The organism is Streptomyces sp. NPDC001549 (assembly GCF_042894025.1).
GTDB lineage: Bacteria > Actinomycetota > Actinomycetes > Streptomycetales > Streptomycetaceae > Streptomyces > Streptomyces kutzneri.
Map to the genome: position 1 here is coordinate 55,906 of NZ_JBIAVJ010000032.1, position 16,952 is coordinate 72,857.

At 67.4% G+C, this 16,952-nt stretch carries 17 protein-coding genes and 3 pseudogenes; 9 read left to right on the forward strand and 11 right to left on the reverse strand.

Annotation, left to right across the window (positions count from 1 at the left end):
- Nucleotides 1–21 precede the first annotated feature (21 nt).
- Entirely contained in the window at nucleotides 22–1,458 is a 1,437-nt protein-coding gene (locus ACFY04_RS37085; RefSeq protein ID WP_389124105.1) for a purine-cytosine permease family protein, read from the reverse strand.
- A 93-nt stretch (nucleotides 1,459–1,551) separates the two neighbouring features.
- Between ACFY04_RS37085 and ACFY04_RS37090 the strand changes: the two genes are divergently transcribed.
- A complete protein-coding gene (locus ACFY04_RS37090) occupies nucleotides 1,552–2,493 on the forward strand; it encodes a hypothetical protein (RefSeq protein ID WP_389124108.1) in 942 nt (313 codons plus the stop codon).
- Between the two features lie 396 nt (nucleotides 2,494–2,889).
- Here the strand turns inward: ACFY04_RS37090 and ACFY04_RS37095 are convergent, their stop codons facing one another.
- Nucleotides 2,890–3,609 (reverse strand): hypothetical protein, encoded by a 720-nt coding sequence (locus ACFY04_RS37095; protein ID WP_389124110.1) that lies wholly within the window; start codon nucleotides 3,607–3,609, stop codon nucleotides 2,890–2,892.
- A 902-nt stretch (nucleotides 3,610–4,511) separates the two neighbouring features.
- Between ACFY04_RS37095 and ACFY04_RS37100 the strand changes: the two genes are divergently transcribed.
- A complete protein-coding gene (locus tag ACFY04_RS37100) occupies nucleotides 4,512–7,205 on the forward strand; it encodes a LuxR C-terminal-related transcriptional regulator (RefSeq protein WP_389124113.1) in 2,694 nt (897 codons plus the stop codon).
- 275 nt (nucleotides 7,206–7,480) lie between these two features.
- On the opposite strand, the gene ACFY04_RS37105 is transcribed toward ACFY04_RS37100, so the two are convergent.
- Complete coding sequence (locus tag ACFY04_RS37105; RefSeq protein ID WP_389124115.1) at nucleotides 7,481–8,557, reverse strand: hypothetical protein; 1,077 nt, start codon at nucleotides 8,555–8,557, stop codon at nucleotides 7,481–7,483.
- Nucleotides 8,558–8,723: 166 nt separating this feature from the next.
- Here ACFY04_RS37105 and ACFY04_RS37110 point away from each other — a divergent pair, with 166 nt between their 5' ends.
- From ACFY04_RS37110 to ACFY04_RS37120, 3 genes and pseudogenes are all read left to right on the forward strand, one after another.
- Nucleotides 8,724–9,044 (forward strand): winged helix-turn-helix domain-containing protein, encoded by a 321-nt coding sequence (locus tag ACFY04_RS37110; RefSeq protein WP_389124211.1) that lies wholly within the window; start codon nucleotides 8,724–8,726, stop codon nucleotides 9,042–9,044.
- 91 nt (nucleotides 9,045–9,135) lie between these two features.
- Entirely contained in the window at nucleotides 9,136–9,420 is a 285-nt protein-coding gene (locus ACFY04_RS37115; RefSeq protein ID WP_389124117.1) for a transposase, read from the forward strand.
- Between the two features lie 113 nt (nucleotides 9,421–9,533).
- Nucleotides 9,534–9,707 (forward strand): annotated as a pseudogene (locus ACFY04_RS37120) (IS5/IS1182 family transposase); the annotation flags it as partial.
- A 121-nt stretch (nucleotides 9,708–9,828) separates the two neighbouring features.
- Here ACFY04_RS37120 and ACFY04_RS37125 read toward each other — a convergent pair.
- The 3 genes and pseudogenes from ACFY04_RS37125 to ACFY04_RS37135 all read right to left on the reverse strand — a co-directional run bounded on the left by ACFY04_RS37125 (nucleotide 9,829) and on the right by ACFY04_RS37135 (nucleotide 11,418).
- Nucleotides 9,829–10,203: an HGxxPAAW family protein gene (locus tag ACFY04_RS37125; protein WP_389124118.1), complete on the reverse strand. Its 375-nt coding sequence runs from the start codon at nucleotides 10,201–10,203 to the stop codon at nucleotides 9,829–9,831.
- A 227-nt stretch (nucleotides 10,204–10,430) separates the two neighbouring features.
- Nucleotides 10,431–10,582 (reverse strand): annotated as a pseudogene (locus tag ACFY04_RS37130) (IS5/IS1182 family transposase); the annotation flags it as partial.
- Between the two features lie 170 nt (nucleotides 10,583–10,752).
- Nucleotides 10,753–11,418 (reverse strand): hypothetical protein, encoded by a 666-nt coding sequence (locus tag ACFY04_RS37135; RefSeq protein ID WP_389124120.1) that lies wholly within the window; start codon nucleotides 11,416–11,418, stop codon nucleotides 10,753–10,755.
- A gap of 9 nt (nucleotides 11,419–11,427) precedes the next feature.
- Here ACFY04_RS37135 and ACFY04_RS37140 point away from each other — a divergent pair, with 9 nt between their 5' ends.
- Together ACFY04_RS37140 and ACFY04_RS37145 are read left to right on the forward strand one after the other, a co-directional pair.
- Nucleotides 11,428–12,078 carry a tetratricopeptide repeat protein gene (locus tag ACFY04_RS37140; protein WP_389124122.1) on the forward strand — a complete coding sequence of 217 codons (651 nt, stop codon included), beginning with the start codon at nucleotides 11,428–11,430 and terminating at the stop codon, nucleotides 12,076–12,078.
- 86 nt (nucleotides 12,079–12,164) lie between these two features.
- Nucleotides 12,165–12,626, forward strand: coding sequence for a hypothetical protein (locus tag ACFY04_RS37145; protein ID WP_389124124.1), 462 nt, complete (start codon nucleotides 12,165–12,167; stop codon nucleotides 12,624–12,626).
- Here ACFY04_RS37145 and ACFY04_RS37150 read toward each other — a convergent pair.
- From ACFY04_RS37150 to ACFY04_RS37160, 3 genes are all read right to left on the reverse strand, one after another.
- Nucleotides 12,613–13,104 (reverse strand): NADAR family protein, encoded by a 492-nt coding sequence (locus tag ACFY04_RS37150; protein ID WP_389124127.1) that lies wholly within the window; start codon nucleotides 13,102–13,104, stop codon nucleotides 12,613–12,615. The two genes, ACFY04_RS37145 and ACFY04_RS37150, sit on opposite strands and share 14 nt — an antisense overlap.
- Nucleotides 13,105–13,168: 64 nt before the next feature.
- The gene (locus tag ACFY04_RS37155) at nucleotides 13,169–13,480 is read right to left on the reverse strand and encodes a hypothetical protein (RefSeq protein WP_389124129.1); all 312 of its coding nucleotides are present in this window, start codon (nucleotides 13,478–13,480) and stop codon (nucleotides 13,169–13,171) included.
- 35 nt (nucleotides 13,481–13,515) lie between these two features.
- Entirely contained in the window at nucleotides 13,516–13,947 is a 432-nt protein-coding gene (locus tag ACFY04_RS37160) for an acyl-CoA thioesterase (RefSeq protein ID WP_389124131.1), read from the reverse strand.
- Between the two features lie 257 nt (nucleotides 13,948–14,204).
- On the opposite strand from ACFY04_RS37160, the gene ACFY04_RS37165 reads away from it, so the two are divergent.
- Both ACFY04_RS37165 and ACFY04_RS37170 read left to right on the forward strand, forming a co-directional pair.
- The gene (locus tag ACFY04_RS37165) at nucleotides 14,205–14,621 is read left to right on the forward strand and encodes a hypothetical protein (RefSeq protein ID WP_389124132.1); all 417 of its coding nucleotides are present in this window, start codon (nucleotides 14,205–14,207) and stop codon (nucleotides 14,619–14,621) included.
- Between the two features lie 127 nt (nucleotides 14,622–14,748).
- Complete coding sequence (locus tag ACFY04_RS37170) at nucleotides 14,749–16,269, forward strand: SDR family oxidoreductase (RefSeq protein ID WP_389124135.1); 1,521 nt, start codon at nucleotides 14,749–14,751, stop codon at nucleotides 16,267–16,269.
- A 76-nt stretch (nucleotides 16,270–16,345) separates the two neighbouring features.
- Here ACFY04_RS37170 and ACFY04_RS37175 read toward each other — a convergent pair whose 3' ends face one another.
- Both ACFY04_RS37175 and ACFY04_RS37180 read right to left on the reverse strand, forming a co-directional pair.
- The gene (locus ACFY04_RS37175) at nucleotides 16,346–16,531 is read right to left on the reverse strand and encodes a hypothetical protein (protein ID WP_389124137.1); all 186 of its coding nucleotides are present in this window, start codon (nucleotides 16,529–16,531) and stop codon (nucleotides 16,346–16,348) included.
- A 35-nt stretch (nucleotides 16,532–16,566) separates the two neighbouring features.
- Nucleotides 16,567–16,831 (reverse strand): annotated as a pseudogene (locus ACFY04_RS37180) (transposase); the annotation flags it as partial.
- Nucleotides 16,832–16,952: the final 121 nt, after the last annotated feature.

The window sequence follows — 16,952 nt, forward strand, 5'->3', positions numbered from 1 at the left end:
GCCTGCCGGGCCGCAGACGGCTCACAGACTCCGTACGGACCTCAACGGTCCGGTCTCCGCGAGGGGAGGCTCGGCATTTTGCTTCCTGGCCAGCACGGCGTAGAGGATGCCGCTCACCAGCAGCCCCACGAGGAACGAGACGTCGGCGCCGTCCATGGCTTTCGCGACCGGTCCGCGGAAGAAGGTGGTCGTGACGAACGGGACCATGGCAGCGAGACCGATGACGTACGAGGCCAGGCCGCGCCAGGACCAGCGTCCGTAGACGCCCTGGTCGTCGAAGATGTCACGGATCACGTACTGACCCTTGCGGATGGCGTAATAGTCGACGAGGTTGACCGCGGTCCACGGGACCAGGAAGTAGAGCATCAGCAGGACGAAGCTGCTGAAGCTGGCCAAGTAGTCGTCGGGCAGGGACAGGGCCACCGCGAGCACCACGGCGCCGACGGTTACGACAACGGCGGCTCGCAGACGGCTCGTCGGCTGCTCCCGCCGGAAGGCGTCCACCGCGCTCACCGCTGTGAGCATCGCACCGTAGGTGTTGACGCCCATGACGCTGATCAGGGCCAGAACCGATACCAGAACCACGAGTGAGCCGAAGCCCGAAACGATGCCGTTCCCGGTCCGGAGCAAGCCGGTGACGGCGTCGTCGGCAGGCAGGCGGCTGCCGACGAAGGCGCCCAGGGACATCAGCCAGACCGCGGAGCCGGCCGCACCCGCGTACGTCCACCAGATGACCGAGCGGGAGTTGGCGTCCGCAGGCAGGTATCGGGAGTAGTCCGACACGTAGACGGCATAGCTGATCTGGTAGCCGGCCGCAGCCGCGAAGACGGTCAGGAACGACGTCCATGGGCTGCCGGTCGCAGGCGTGGCGATCGGTGCGTCCCACCACTGAACGACGGTTCCGACGGTAAGTATCCCGAACACGAGGATGAGGAGCCCGGTCAGGACGCGTTGTACGAAATGGATCAAATCATGGCCCACCATGGCCAGCACCACCGACACCACAGCCAGGACGGGGTACCAGAGCCAGGGACCGCCGCCGACGATCCGTCCCAGTCCTTGGGCCGCGAGTACGGTGTTGAAGACGTTGAAGCCCAAGTAGACGAAGATGACGGCCGTGAACGGTACGACGGCCCCCCGGACCCCGAACTGGGCCCTGGACTGGATCATCTGAGGCAGGCCCATACGGGGGCCCTGGTTGGCGTGGACCGCCATGAAGAACGTGCCGAAGCAGGCACCGAGGACCACAGCCGTCACCGACCAGCCCAGGCCGAGGCCGATCGAGGGGCCGATGAATCCGATGACGAGAGTGGTCAGGACGAAGTTGCCGGAGAACCAGAACGGGCCCTGGTGCCAGAGCTTGCCGTGACGTTCGTCCGCGGGGATGTAGTCGATGGAACGCGTTTCGGGGGCGGTCAGCAGGGTGCGACCGCGGCGCGGGGCTTGCTGGTCGTGCACGGGGGTCCTTTGCGCTCAGAGCTGGGAAGAGCGGCCATACCGCGACCGGCTGGCTGCCACGGAGGACTCAACCGTGGGCGGGATCCTTGACACATGAGCAAGCACTACTCATCCGGCGGCATCCGGGAGACCCGCTCCTCATCGGATCACGGCCGATTCCCCCTTGTTCGCAGTGTGGACGTGCACTCGCGTACGAGGACCGCGCGGCTTGGCGGCCGTGACAATGGCCACTTGGTCCATCTGCTCGGCGATCTGCAGGCATTCGTCAACGAGCCGACCGAGCCCGTCCAGCTGCGCGAGGAGAGCCGCCGCTGCATCACGGCGGCTCTGCTGATCCACGCGTGCCGCACGGACGATCCGGCCCTTGTCCGACGGCTCCGTCAGGTGGCACGGTCCGAGGTCTACCGCATCGACCTTCGTCTCCTGCTGTCGGAGCCGTGCCTGCTCGCACTCTTCGACGGCCTCGGCCAGGAAGAACTGGGCATGCGTCACGCTGCAATGCGCATGGTCGGCAACATCCACCTGCAGACCGACATCGCACCCATCCTTGGCACCATCATCGGCGAGCTGGCCTCGCCGGAGCACGGCCGCGGCTACCACCGGGTCGCCCCCGCCGAGGGTGCCCGCTGGGCGCTCGTCACCCACAGCCTCGACACCGACGATTTAGACAGCCTGCGCAAGCAGGTCGCGGCGGCAATCGCCCCGTCCGCACCGACCCAAAACGCGCTGCGCACGTTGGCCGCCCTGCATACGGTTGCCGAACAGTTCGACCGAGCAATCGGCCTTGTCGGACGCGCAAGCACCCGCGCCGCGGTCATCGGAGGGATCCATGACGCGATCTGCAAGATCGCTTGGAACCTGGAGCTTGCGAGACCCATACCCAACGCCTGCTACCCCTTCACCGAGGCCATCACCATTGCCGAGGGGCTGGCCACCAACGTCGGCCACCGCAAACAGGTGCAGGACATCCGCGAGCGGCACAACCGCCTCCGCACCAGGAAGGCAGCCACCCCAAGTCAGCCCGGTGCCACGTAATCAGCACCGACCCACAAGCCCGGCGCCGAGGCGGAGGTCGACTTCGGCGACGGGACAGTGGCCTCCTCCGGAAATCCGGAAAGACGCAACGGCGCCGGCGGAACCGCGGTGGCGGCCCAACTGACCCGTGCGATGGAGATGAGCCAGGCGTGGATCGCAAACAAGATCTCCAGGCCGTCCTGCCGGAAACGGGTGCCGTCGTCCCCGGTCCGGCGCTGATCCGTGACGGCGCCGGGTGGGAAACGGAGGCTCCTCGATGACGCCGAAGTCGGGCCGGCACATCTCGTACTGTGAGCAAGCGGAGCTGCAACGACGCCTCGAAGTCAGCCAGTCCATGTCTGTGCTGTTCGCCTCTGCCTGCCGCAAGCACGGCATACAACCGGAAATTGGACAGAGCTATGAACTGTAGTCCCGAGGCATTGTCGGCCGAAGTCCTTCGTCAGTCAACTCGATGCTTGCGAAACGTTCGTGGACGTTCCAAGCGATCGCATCCTGGAAGTCGGGTTCGTTGATCTCGACAGCGCTGTGATGAAAATCGACGAACAGTGCCACAGGCTCCATGTCCTCGACTCCGAAGAACGACACATGGCCCGTACCAGAAAATTCCTTGGCGGAAGCCCCTGCGAAGATCAATGGAAGGACGTAATCGCCATATGTGTCATAGTCGCGGAAGGCCCCGCTCATCATGACATCGGCATGATCATGCAATGACACGCAGTGGACCCGCAATAGGCTCGGGGCCGGATTGGCGCGTAGGTGATCCAGGAGGGCATCGACCCGCGAATCCCGCCTCAGCTTTCGGGCCTCCAGAAGATAGATGCCGGGATTTCCTTCGCCATCTACCGCCGGCCTCCATTCTGCGATGTCCTCTGCGGTGATCTTACGGCCGGCACGTCGCAGTTCGCCCAAAGCCTCTTCCAGGGTCGAAACATCCTCGATGATCAGATCCGTCAGTAGATCCTCGTCGAACTGATCGAATTTTTCCGAGAGCAGGGGGATGGATTGAAGTCGCGCTCGCTGCTCGATGAGGACCTGCCCGCGCCACGCCTCAAGTTCATTGATGGAGGGAAACTTGAGCCGCATTTGAAATTCAATGCCGAATGCCATGCCGTTCATCTCGATCCGTGTAGATTCGGTTCGGTTTCTCGTTTTCATGGGGTCGACCCCCTCGCCGTGCCGCCGATACCTGGACCAAGTCGCCCGCTGCCCGGGCTCCTTGATCACGTCGAACGGACTGCACGCTCACCCTTCGGCACGACCAGCAGCCCCGCCCGCCGGGGCCGGGCCGAGCCACCTCTCGGGGGTCCGGGCGCAGAACTCGCATTGCAGCCGCCTCCTGATCGAACCCGCCGTCCGGTCCGGCGTAGAACGCCCCGGCAATTCCGGGCCCGGGCGGACGATCTACTCCACCACGAGGCCGCAGCAGTGGCAGTCCCCGGCCCGGGACCGGGCCGTACGTCAAGCCCAGGTGCGCCCGGACCCAGGAGCGGTGGCGCTTCGCCATCCGCGCCTCGGCCACCGGCGCGACATCCCCGGCAGGCCGGCCGCGCCGTGCACACAGGCGACGACCGGCGCCGGAACATCGTTCCGACCGGGAAATAGCCCAACCTGGGACTGGACTTCACCGACACCAGCAGAGTGAGGAGCGACTCCGGGCGGCCATGGGTCCGCTTCGCCGCCCACGCGATCTCAGCATCGTCAGGGGCGACGAACTGTGCTTACCCGCGTTCGGATATGATCCGCTTGAGTCGCGGATACGCCGTCCGCTCTCCCGGCGCCACAACCGAATGCACTCCACAATCAACGAGTGACGCAGCGTGTTCGAGTGGCCCGTTTCGCGTATATCTCCTCCGGCCCCTTCTTCGGCGGTATCAAGCGAGAACTGCCGCACGGGGAAAGGCCGGCGAGGAGCACCGGAGCCCGCATGGCCGTGTCCTCCTGGCTGGCACATTAGCCCAGTCGAGTTCGAACAGTGCTCGATCAGCTCAGGTTGCCGAGCTTGGTCACGCAGACCGCGGATGTCCGCACAACCGGGCAGAGGCCAACAAGTGGGGGCCAGAGGAATGAACCGAAACAGTGTGCTGCAGCGTTGGCCGCTGGTCGGGCGCGAGGCCGAACTGAAGTATTTCGACGAGGTCTTGCCGGAACCCCGCAGCGCCGGGTTTCTGGTCTTCGGGCCGGCTGGAGTGGGCAAGTCCCGGCTGGCCGAGGAGTGCCTGGACCGTGCGGTCGCGCTCGGGTACCGGGCCGGCAGGGCGGTTGCCACCGCAGCAGCGGCGTCGGTTCCCTTGGGCGCCATCGCCCATCTGCTGCCCGACGGTGCCGATCTGTCCGACCCGGTCTCGGGGTTCGCCAGTGTGGCCAGGCTGCTGTCGCGGCCGGGCGTGGCGCGGCCCCGAATGGTGATCTTGGTCGATGACGTCCACTTGCTCGATGCGACCTCGGCGATGCTGCTGCGGCAGTTGATGGACGCCGGGGTGATCTTCCTGCTGGGAACGGTTCGGTCGGGAGAGAGCCAGGCGCTGGCGGTGGCCGCGCTCGGGCACGGGGACGCTGTGCAACAGGTGGACCTCGCCGGGTTCGGCCGTGAGCAGGTCGTGATGGTGCTGGAACAGGTCCTGGAGGGGCCCGTCGGGAGGAGCGCGGTCAACCACCTTCTGACGACCAGTGGCGGCAACCCCCTCTACCTGCGGGAACTGGTGGTGGGGGCAGTGACCGCCGGAGTGTTGACCTGCGACGGCGAGATCTGGGACATGACCGCGGACCGGCTGCCGGGCACGCGGCGCCTGACCGATCTGATCCGTTCCCGGCTCTCCGTCGCCCCTCTTGCCGGCCGACAGGTACTGGATCTTCTGTCTCTGTGCGAGCCGCTGTCCTTGAGCCACCTGGAAAGGGACGCCGAACCGCACGTGCTGAGCCGGTTGGAGCAGTCGGGGCTGATCGTCGTCGTCCAGGAGGAACGACGCTCGGCGGTCCGGCTGGCCCACCCCCTCTACGGCGAGGTGCTGCGCGCGGACATGACTGCCCAGTGCCGCAGGGACACCTTGCTGCGGCAGGTGCGTCTGCTGAAGGAGAGCGGGGCCCGTCGCCGGGAGGACGCAGTCCACCTCGCCGCGTACAAGCTCGCGGCCACCGGCACGGCCAACCCGGCTCTGCTCGTCCGCGCGGCAGTCCTGGCCGCGCACGCCCGCGAGTACCCCCGCGCGCTCGGTCTCCTGCGGGCGATCCCGCAGGAGCACCGGGGCTTCCAGACCCAGTTGCTGCTGGGGAAGACGCTGTACGAGGCCGGTGACTTCCAGCAGGCCGAGGACGAGCTGTCCCAGGCCGACGACATGGCCACAACCGAACAGGAAGTCCTGTCCGCGCTGCAGGTCCGGACGCAGAACCTCATGTGGGGGCTGGGAGCACCCTACGCAAAGGTTCTCGACGTCATCGAGTCCGCCCGTTGCCGCGTCACCAGCCCACTCGGTCTCCGCGTCCTGCTGGTCAACGAAGCTGCCGCCGCGCTCACCGTGGGAGAGGTCAGGCACAGCCTCGCCCTGAGCGCGGACCTCGAGCTCGAGGGCGTGCATGCACCGGACGCCCAGACGTGGCTGTGGGCCGCCATGACCAGGTCCATGGCTCTCGCGGTCACGGGGCGTGGGGAGGAGGCCGAGGGCTGGATCCGACGTGCCATCGCCTTCAGCTCGGCCGCCGGCGAAACCCACTCCACGGCCACGCACGAGGTGGTCCACGGGGCGGTTCTCGCCCTCGCCCTGGCGGAGAGCGGTCGCTTGGCCGAGGCCCAAGAAGTGGGCGAGCGGGCCTTCGCGGGCCTTACGGATGCGAGTGCGACCGCGGACCGTCGGCTGCTGGCCTTCTATCTGGCTCGTGGCGCATGGGCTGCCGGACACCCGGCTCAGGCGCGGCGCTGGTTCGCGGAGGTGGCCCGAGCGTCTCGCCCGCACACCCCGGTGGTGCTGTCGATGGCACTGGCGGGCCTGGCGGCGGCCGCCGCACTGCAGGGGGATTGTGAAGCGGCGGAAGCGGCCCTGGCCGAACGCGGTCGGCTTCCCGCCGCGGGGTTCTTCCCCGAAGAGAGACTCGGAGAGGCCTGGCTGTACGTCGCCCGCGGCGAGCTGACTCGCTCACGAGCAGTTCTGACAGCGGCCGCCCGGGAGGCGTTCGAGCGCGGGGAAACAGCGTCCGAAGCGATTCTGCTGACCGATCTCGTCCGGCTCGGGGAAGCCGGGGAGGCCGCCCGGCGGCTGACGGAGATCGCGGCGGAGTGCACCGGGCGTTTCCACCGGGCCCGCGCGGATCTGGCCGTCGCATGGGCCGCGCACGACCCCGACGGGCTGCTCGGCGCCGCGGACGCGCTGGAGGCCATGGGAGCGGACCTGCTGGCGGCTGAGGCGGCGAGCACCGCTGCCTCCATCCTGAGGGCGGCCGGGCAGACCCGCCCGGCCAACGCCGCCGCCGTCCGCGCCGAGGATCTCACGGCCCGCTGCGAGGGAGCCAGAACCCCTGCTCTCATGGCCCGTGAGGCTGTCGTACGGCTCACCGGGAGAGAGCGCGAAATCGCGCTGCTCGCCTCCCGGGGCATGCTCAGCAAGGACATCGCCGCTGCACTGACCATATCCATTCGTACCGTCGACAATCACCTGCAACGCATCTACCACAAGCTCGGCATCAGCACACGCAAAGAGCTGGCCGACCGACTGCTTCCATGAACCATGTCCAGCGCGAGACCCGGGGCGGGCCCCTCCTCTGCGACCATCCCCTGCGGGACGGGCGGGCCCAACCGAAGCTGCTTGCTTGGCGAGTCCGGAGGCTGCGTGTCGGGCGCTCCCCGCTTACACGGCGAAAAGACACCGGTGTGCTGACGTCGTATGTGCCGAAGCCGCCTGGATATCCACCTACGCCGCCGTCACCGCCTTACCTCAAGCTCCCATTGGATCAGGCCACTTGGCATGGTCCTCACTCCAGCGGAGATTCGGTGTATCTCTCATGCGGGAGCACATCCCCTGTAGACATTGCAGATGAGTTGCCACAGGTTGCGGTCGTTCGTTTTGAGCCACGCCTGTGAGTACTCGGCCGACAAGGACCGCTTTGCGAAAACGGTGAAATGTGCGGCGGTGCCTTCCGCCCAGTACTCGTCGACGTTGAACTTTGTGTAGCTGTCATCTCCGACGAATGGGCCACCGGCCCTGATTTGTGTCCGGCGGGCCGTATCGGCGAGGACCCGCATATCCTCCGGACCCGCCGTGTGCATCAGCACCAAGTGCCCCAGCTCGTGGGTGAGCGCATAACCGGGACTGGTGGGATCACCGATATCACCAGCCCCCAGAGTCTCGGCCCCCACGGCGATCTTCGGTTGGGCCGTGTCCGCCACCCCGCGCACCGCATCGTATCCGCCCGGCCGGCCGTCCGCGGTCGGGAGTCCGGCGAGGGAGTTCCAGTAGGGGAGTTCTGTCAGTCTGGCACCCGTGGGAATGATACTGATGCCGATCGACTTGCCCATCAGTCGGCTGGCATACGGTTCTTTGATCTGCCGCAAGACTCGCTGTGCAGTCTGACGTGCGGCCCTTCGTTCCTCTGATACGCCAACCGGGTGGTCGGATACAACCCGTCCGTCCGGGGTCCGGCGGTACTCACGGATGTTGCCTACCACGATCGTCGGAGAGCTGCCGATGGTGATCGAAGAGGTAGTACCGTCCGGATTATGCCTACGCACTGTCAGGGTGTAGCGCGAGGCCCCTGAAGGGGTGCGTGCCACTTCCCCATCCGCCACCGCGGCGGCCGAAGATCCGACGGGTATCCCGTTCAGAAGTATGTCTTTCGGCAATCCGCAAGGATCTTCGATATACCAGCGCAGGGTAACCCCTTCTTCGACCGAAGCGAGAGAACTTGCGGTGATCGTTCCGGAAGCCATGCACAAACGCGCGTCATCGGCGGATGCGGGGCCGGCGCTCAGCATCGACGTCGCAGAGACGCTGGCCGCAACGATGCTTGCGGCCGCTTTCGCCTTGAGCCTGCTCCTGGACCTTCCGAGCTCCCCCGGCTGCAATTGATGGACCGTCATAATGCTCCCCCTATTTTGTGAGCCATGCAGGCAAGGGCGGCGCGAGCAGCGCCCTACTTCAGGAATACGCTCACCGCCCCACGCCCGCAGTGAGTAATTGCTACTCAAATCCGGTGATCCGCACCATCTCGGCCATCTCGGTCTCCAGCAGGGCGTAAGCGAGGAAATGGGCGATCTCCTCGGGCTTGCTGCGGCTGCGGCTCCGCCGCGCCGGCGCCCACCGCCCAGGCGATGGCGGGAGGCCGGAGCGGCCGGTGCGCGATCTAAGGGTTCCCCGGGACGCCCGAGGCTGAGCGATTCGCAAATAGCCAGTCTGGAACGTGGGTTGGAGCGCAGACCGCTCGCCCACGGCTGGGCTGACCAGCGGTGGACGCTGGCTCGGGTGAAGACGCTCGCAGGCCGGCTCTTCTGCGTTTCGTACATGGTGCAGGGCACGTGGCGGCTGCTGAAGCCCCACGGCTGGTCGTGGCAGCAGCCGGCCCGCTGAGCGATCGAGCGCGAGGATGCGGCTGTCGAGTTGTGGAAGAAGGAGGTCTGGCCGCGGGTAAGGGCGCCGCGGCCAGCTCGGCGGCCCGATCATGCTGGTCTGGGACAACCTGCGCGCTCACCTGATGTCGCAGATGAGAGCGTTCATCGAAGCAAACGCGGACTGGCTGGCCGTCTTCCAGCTGCCCGCCTACGCACCAGGCCTCAACCCGCAGGAAGGCATCTGGGCGCTACTCAAACGAACCATCGGCAACCTTGCGGCCGCGAACCTCGACCAGCTGGCAACTGCCGTGAAGCGAAGCCTCAAGGAGATCCAGTACCGGCCGTACCTGGTTGACGGATGCCTCGCCGGCACCGGCCTGATCACGGGCAGCTGACCCCGAAGCTGACCGACACCACGCATTCACGTGCAGTACCTGCCACACCATTTCGCACCGTGGGAGACGATCTACGGCTGCTTCGCCGCCTGGCAGAAGGATCGGCGTCGACACTGACCAAGGAATGGGCGGACACCGGCTACCGCGCCAAGGCAATCGATCACGGTGCCCGTCTCGGAATCGATGTCGAAGTCGTCCACCGCGACCCCGGCCAGAAGGGCTTCAAGGTCATCCCCCGCCGCCGCTGGGTAGTGGAGAGGACGTTCGGCTGGCTCATGCATCATCGAGGCCGCGGACCCGAAGACGGGCGAACTGAACGCTCGGCCTGGCGATGGCAAGACGAACACGCAGAGACTACAGCGCGACGTGCTGACGAGGGCCGAGGGCGGCACGCCCCCGGCCCGGGCCTCACAGGCCGTCCGGGCCGATTACCACGGCTGAGGTGAGTGGCGGCTGAGCCCCCGAGGGTGTGGTAACGGGGCCACGCCTGCCAGCCATCCGGCACCCCAGGCAGTTGACGTGCCCGCCTTCGGCGGACAGATCTCGCACCTTCCAGTCCCATTGGTCGGCAGGTCGGGGGCCGCTCGGCTTGCCCCAGCCCGCAAGATGCAGGATCCAGGTGACGACCGCAGCCAGGGATACGACGGCGACCCCGAGGATGATTCCTGCAACCGAGACAGCGACCATCGACACACCGACCGTGGCGAAGCCCGCCACGGCTATCGATGTGCCCAGCCATCCCGCGGCGGTGTGGCCCAGGTCGACGTTGCCGTGTGCGCTCATGACTCTCCTCGTGAGGGGGCTTGCGATGTGGGCCAATGCTTGTGCCGGTCGTGTCAGGAAGAACGGGCTCGGAGACCGGCGCCTTTCGGAACGGTCTGCGAACAAGGCTCGTATCGCTGCGGTGTTTCAGCTGTCGTCGCGGGTGGCCAGGAATCTGTTCGGCTTGAGGCGGTTGAAGCAGCGTTCGACGACGGACGTTGCGGCGGAGATAGGCGCGGATCTTCATGAGCCAGGCGGATCTTCGTGGTCTGCCCGCCGCGGGACCGGCCGATCGCCCTGTCCGGCCAGGGGCTTCCTTTTCGGTCCCCGTCGTGTGCTGGTGGGAGCGCAGGGTGGTGGAGTCGACGTACATGACCGACCAGTCGACGCGGCCGGCAGCGGCCCGATCACCGCCCACGACTCGCCAGTCAACTCAGTACGACGCACCACGATCGGACCCACGACCAACCCACTTTGTGGACACGCCTTGGCGGACGCGAACGAGAAGCGGGGCCGCCCCGTCGGCCCGCTGGGGCCGGCGTGCGAGCCGCACGAGCCGCGAGGGCCCCGTCAGGTGTGCCGGGCCGCGGTGAGCATTTTATGGAACTCTTCCATGAATTCCTTGCTGGCAGCAGTGTCGTCGAGGGGGAACTGGTGGCCCGACGCCTCGGAGGAACCCAGCCACGCCGAATGGATATACGGTCCGTCCTCTTGAAAACTACCCTTCTGGCCGTACGACTTGCTCAACGTTGTCTGCTGAAGCCGCCCCGCGTAGGCATACCCGCTCCCTTCACCGAGTACTGTCAGAATGATGACCAGCTTCTCGGTGAGAATGCATGCCTGAATCACGGGCGGCGATCCAACGTATGCACCACGCCGCAATATGCCATTATCCGAATACCGCGTTTCGCAACACAGTCTTGCCGCAGTGCGGAGGTCCCCCAGCGAGAACTCGTGCGCAGCATCTTCCAGCAGGGGAAGGAGGCGTTCATCGAGATCGGTGATGCGACACAGCCTGGTGTGACGCTCCCTCAGCTCCTGGTCGGGGCCAATCCCTAGCCCCCAATCCCCGTACATCCCGCGCAGGGAGAAAGGGGAGGCGTGAGCAATGAGAAGCGTGGAGAGCAGTCCGACGGCGACCAATATCGCCCCCACGAGCGAATTGAGTATTTCGCCGCGCCCAATCGCTGATGCCAGAAATCCCAGCCCGACCGCGATAAAGATTGCAGCGGCCATCCGAGCGGGATGTACAACCTGGGCCTCCTGCTCTTCCGCCACCGGGACAACTGCGCCGAGGCCGAGTCATGGTGGCGCCGAGCCGCCGAGGCCGGCCACGTCCGGGCCATGGCGGCCCTGGCCGATACGATAGTCAGTCATGGCGACCCCGGGGACGCCTGGCCCTGGTACCGGCGCGCTGCCGAAGAGGGCGATGCAGAAGCGGCGTTCGGACTCGCGGTCCTCCACGCCGACCAGGGCGACACGCAAGCCGCACTCGCCTGGTACCAACGCGCCGCGGACGGCGGCGACGCGCGCGCCATGTGCAACCTTGCCGTCCACCACGGCCTCCATGGCGACCCCGGTACCGAGATGTCCTGGTGGCGCCGCGCCGCCGAGGCCGGCAATTCCCGTGCCGCGTACAACCTGGCGATCTCTCTCGCAGACTCGGACGTTGCGGAGGCCGAGCGCTGGTACCGCCACGCTGCGGATTCCGGGTACGCGAGCGCCGCCACCAATCTGGGCATTCTGCTCGCCAAGCGGGGTGACCTTGCCGGCGCCGAACCGTGGCTGAGGCAGGCGGCCCACGACGGGGATCCCAACGGGAGGCATAATTACGGGGTCCTTCTGCGCATGACCGGCCGGGAGGCGGAGGCACGCGCATGGCTCGAAAGCCTGTAATCCCCGCGCCCACCGTCTGCGAGGGCCTGCGCGTCCACACCCGTCACGAAAACGGCGCGCAACGTAGGCCTTCAGAGGCGGAGTTGATGGAAACGGAGGATGTTCCCGGCTGGTTCTGGGAGGTTCTGGACACGGCCAGGCCCAGCCTGTCCGCTCTGGAGTCATGGCTGGAGTCACAGCCGAGAGGCGTTCTGGAGGGTTACGCGCTGGCGTACCTGGAGGCCGCCGAGTCTCTGATCGACTTCTCGGAAGGTGTGACGGTCGACGGAGAGGTCTGGTCCGAGGACAGCACCGAGGACCTCTGTATGTGGGTGGTCGGTCAGGGGCGCGTGTTCTGGCGTTCGACGGTCGAGGGGGCCTGGGAACTGCCGGATGCTGCACAGGCTTACCTGGGGCGCCCTTCACCCCTCATGTGGGAGGTGACGCAGTGGGACGCGCAGGTCCTCCGCCCGGAGCACACCGGCTACCGGTGCCCGGGCACCCTCGTCCACGGCGTGTACCGGACGCGCTTCGGGCAGGATCTGTACGAGCGGTTCACGGCTGGATGACGGGGGCCCGGCGAGCGCGCCCGTCGCCCGATGCGCCGTGTTCGGCATGGAGCCGGCTGCGCGTGCGCATCAGGATCCGGCCGAGCATGTTCTTTCCGGTCCTCGTCCGGCCGCGTCCCCAGTAGTGGTCGGAGGCCGTGTCCTCGACGATGTCTTCGTCTCCCGTGGCCAGCAGGATCGCGCCGATATCGGCGTGCGTGCGGAACTTGGCCGCCACGGCACGGCGCATCACGTCGTCCTTCACCCGCTCCCAGTCCCGCCGCATCGGCTTCGACCGGTCACGGCCGAGCTCCGCCGCGCGCAGCGGGGTGCGGGCCCGGCGGATGAATTCGGCGTGGCGGGTACCGGTGAACTTCTGTGCCTGGAAGTAGTGTTCCGTGGTCGGCCACCAGTGTCCGTCGAGGTCCACGCCGTGTGCGGAAAAATTGGAGAAGCAGCCGTAGGGGACTTCCTCGGCACCGTAGAAGTAGATGGTCATACGAACCTCGTGGCAGGGATGGGACCCGCACCGTGGCAGGGGCCAGCCTGCGGTCGCAACCGACTTACGGCCCGGCCGGGGCCTGTGGCCGACTCCGTCGCCGGGCACGGGCGGTCGAACTCCTCGGCGTAACCCGGATCCACGATCGGGCACGGTAGTCCGAGGACGGCACCAACACCAGCGGCAGCTGCCCGCCCACGGCGAGGACGGATTCCGCGAACAGGGCGTCAGCCCGCTCGGCCGGACAGGAGATCCCGGTCAACTCCGAGGCCGGGTGGCGGGCGAGCAGCGCGAGCGACGCCTCTCTGATCAACGGCGCGCTCGTCCCGGTGATGTCCACGTGGGCGGACACCGCGATCGTCGCCATCTCGCTCACTTCGTCGTCGTGGAGGAGCCGGACCGGGCCGGTCCCTACAAGAGATCACGCGCGGTTTCCCGCAGCTCGTCGCTGAAGGCGAGGGGCTGCAGCGATTCCGGGTCCACACGGACCTGCACCCGGCGGCCGTGAGCATGAACACAACGGCCGTCTGCGGATCTTACCTGGAACTCGTACACAACGCTGGTGCGGCCGAGCCGCGATATCCGGAACTGCACGCAGATTTCTCCCGCGCCCCGTATCGGCTCTCTGTATGTGACGAGGAATTCACGCACGACTAGATGGATGTCGCGATATCGCGACCGATCGCGATCCATGCTCCAACCCTGTTCTTGCCAATAGGCCGTGATGGCTCGTTCGACGAAGAGTGCATGGCGCGAGTTGTGCACCATTCCCAGCGGATCCAGGTCGTCGAAATGGACCTGGACCAGTCGGGTGTGCCCCGCTTCGGCGGGCATTTCCTGCATGAGCTGTTTCCCCCTGCTGCCTAGTCTTCCACGTCCGGGACGAATCGATGCCCTGCCGCAGGTGACCACGGCTGCCGGGTGGTCTGCATGAGTAGCCGGTACTCAACTCGGCGGACCGCTTGCGCACGCCGCACGCCGCACGCCGGATTCGATCACCGGCTACTGTGACCGGCATGCATTCGATCGAGTTTCGTGTGGCTCCCCACTCCAGCGGGGGGCAAGGTCGGGGCGAAACGCCCTTTGTGTTGGAATTCCTGGTGGATGAGGTTCCGTTCCTGGAACTGGTACAGAGAGCGGAGCTTCCCGATGCGCTGGCAGAACAGGAGGAGCGAGTCGCCGAGTTCGCACCGGACCCCTCTCCGCTGCTCGCCGGCGCGTACACATATCCGGCTCCCCTGTCCGTCCGGCACCTGCTCGGCGGCGAACCCGACCGCGTGCCCCACGACACCGGGCGGGGAGAGATGCTGCTGTTGTCGTGCACGTGCGGAATTGACGACTGCTGGGCGTTGACGGCGCACATCACGGTCACGGACACCACCGTGACGTGGTCGGGCTTCCGCAACAATTCCCGGGACTGGAACCACGACTCCCTCGGCGTCCTGGCCTTTCCCCGCCCTCAGTACGAAGAGTCGCTCCGCGCGGCCCTCGGCGCCCTCCCGGCACCCCGGTCCTGATGCACACCGGCGGACGCTTCCAGACCATCTGATTCCGCTGCTGAACGGCCCGAGAGGCCCCGCCCGTTGTCGCCGGCGCCCGGCGGCCGGGCAGCCGGCGACGACACACCACACGGAGGGGTAACCCATGGAGAACGAAGCGATACGAGCCGGCCTGGACCTGCTGGACCAGGCATGCAGGCTGCCGCTGGAGGACGAGCGGCGCCGTCTGCTGGAACAGGCGGCCAGCGACCTCGTCCGGGACGGGCGGCGCCGTCGGCGTGCCGCGAGGCGGGCCGTCCGGGCGTCGGCCGACGCGGAGTTGCTGGCCACCACCGAGACCGGAGCGCCCGACCGGATCATGGATGCAGCACTGCCGGCCGAGGCCCCGCACCGATCGGGCCTGTCCGTGCACGAGTACGTCCAGGAACACAGCCGTCCCGGAGCGGTGACCCGGCGGCCGCCGGGCGGCGCAGCGGACGGCGACGGGCCGCCCAGACTGCTCAACCGCCCACAACGCTGCTACGTCTGCAAGAACCACTACCGGCAGGTCCACCACTTCTACGGCCAGCTGTGCCCCGGCTGCGCGGAGGAGAACCTCACCCGGCGCACCGCGCGGACCGATCTCACCGGCCGACGTGCGCTGCTGACCGGCGGCCGGGTCAAGATCGGCTTCCACCTGGCCCTGATGCTGCTGCGCGACGGAGCCGAACTCACCGTCACGACCCGCTTCCCGCAGGACGCGGCCGGCCGCTTCGCCGCGGCGCCGGGTGCCGCCGACTGGTGGCACCGGCTGCGGATCGTCGCGCTGGACCTGCGCGACCCCAGACAGGTACTCGCCCTCACCGACCACCTGCTCGGCCAGGCAGCACCCCTGGACATCCTGGTCAACAACGCGGCCCAGACACTGCATCGGTCCCCCCGCGCGTACCGTGCGTTGGCAGCGGCAGAGGCCGCCGCCGTCGGGAGGGCCCAGCCCTCCGCCGCGCCGGAGATCTGGACCGCCCCGGGATTCACCGTTCCGGGATCGAACGCCGCGGCATTCCCTCTGACGGCGGAACTCGCCGCGCTTCCCCGGGTGTCCGGTGCCCTGATCGGCTTCCGCAGTGTGACCGAAGGCGCCCTCGCCGTGGACCCGGACACACAGGAGCGCACCGACGAGGCGGGACTCCTGCAGGAGACGGGCGACAGCAACTCCTGGACCCTGCGGCTCGGCCAGGTCGAACCGGCCGAACTCCTCGAAGTCCAGCTGGTCAACGCCGTCGCACCGTTCCTCCTCGCCGACCGCCTGCTGCCCCTGCTGGAGGCGTCGCCGCACCCGAGCCGCTACCTGATCAACGTCTCCGCCGTCGAGGGCCAGTTCGCCGCCCGCAACAAGACCAGCGGTCACCCGCACACCAACATGGCCAAGGCCGCGCTCAACATGCTCACCCGCACCAGTGCGACGGATCTGGCCCGCCGGGGCATCCACACCTGCAGCGTGGACACCGGCTGGGTCACCGACGAGAAGCCACTGCCCGCCCGGGAGCGGCACGCGGCCACCGGGTGGCGTCCGCCCCTGGACATCATCGACGGGGCCGCGCGCATCTACCACCCCATCGTGCAGGGGCAGGCCGGCAGTCCCATCCACGGCGTCCTGCTCAAGGACTACCGCCATGTCGCCTGGTGACCTGCCCGCGGGCGGCGGCGAACTGATGCCGTCCCGGCCCCGTTCCTCGCAAGCGTCGGCCCCGCTGACGACGTGCCTAAGGCGTGAGCCCTGGGCGTTCCGCGACGGACTTCGGCGCAGTGCCCAGGGCGAGGAGGACGGAGGCGCCCGAGAGGGCTGCCAGGACGGCGAAGAGGGTCGGATATCCGCCGAGGAGGCCGGCGAGGGCGGCGCCGGCCCAAGGGGCGAGGGGTGCGGCGATGCGGGCCGGGGCCCTCTGCACTCCCGAGCCCCATCGGCGGCGACGGCCTGCCCGCTTCCCACGCGGGCACCTTCGGCGATCAGGCCTTCCCAGCAGGGAGGTGAAGACACCGGCGTCCCGCCAGACGCGGAAGCGTCCGTAGACGGTGGCCCAGGAGCCGAACTTGGCAGGCATCTCCCGCCACTGAGCACTGGACCGTAACCGCCAGATCACACCCTCGAACTGCTCCCGCAACCGCTCCGGGTACGGGCCGTACCTACCGACCGGCAGATACGGATCGATGAACTTCCACTGGGCATGGGTGAATTGCCTGCGCGTCACGACCACAGTCCTACCGGGTTCCACCCCACGAAGGGGACACACCCCAGGAACTGATCACGACACCACACAGGCCCAAGATGGGCCGCCAAGGGTGCATGGCAACATGCCCCAGGGTTTGCCT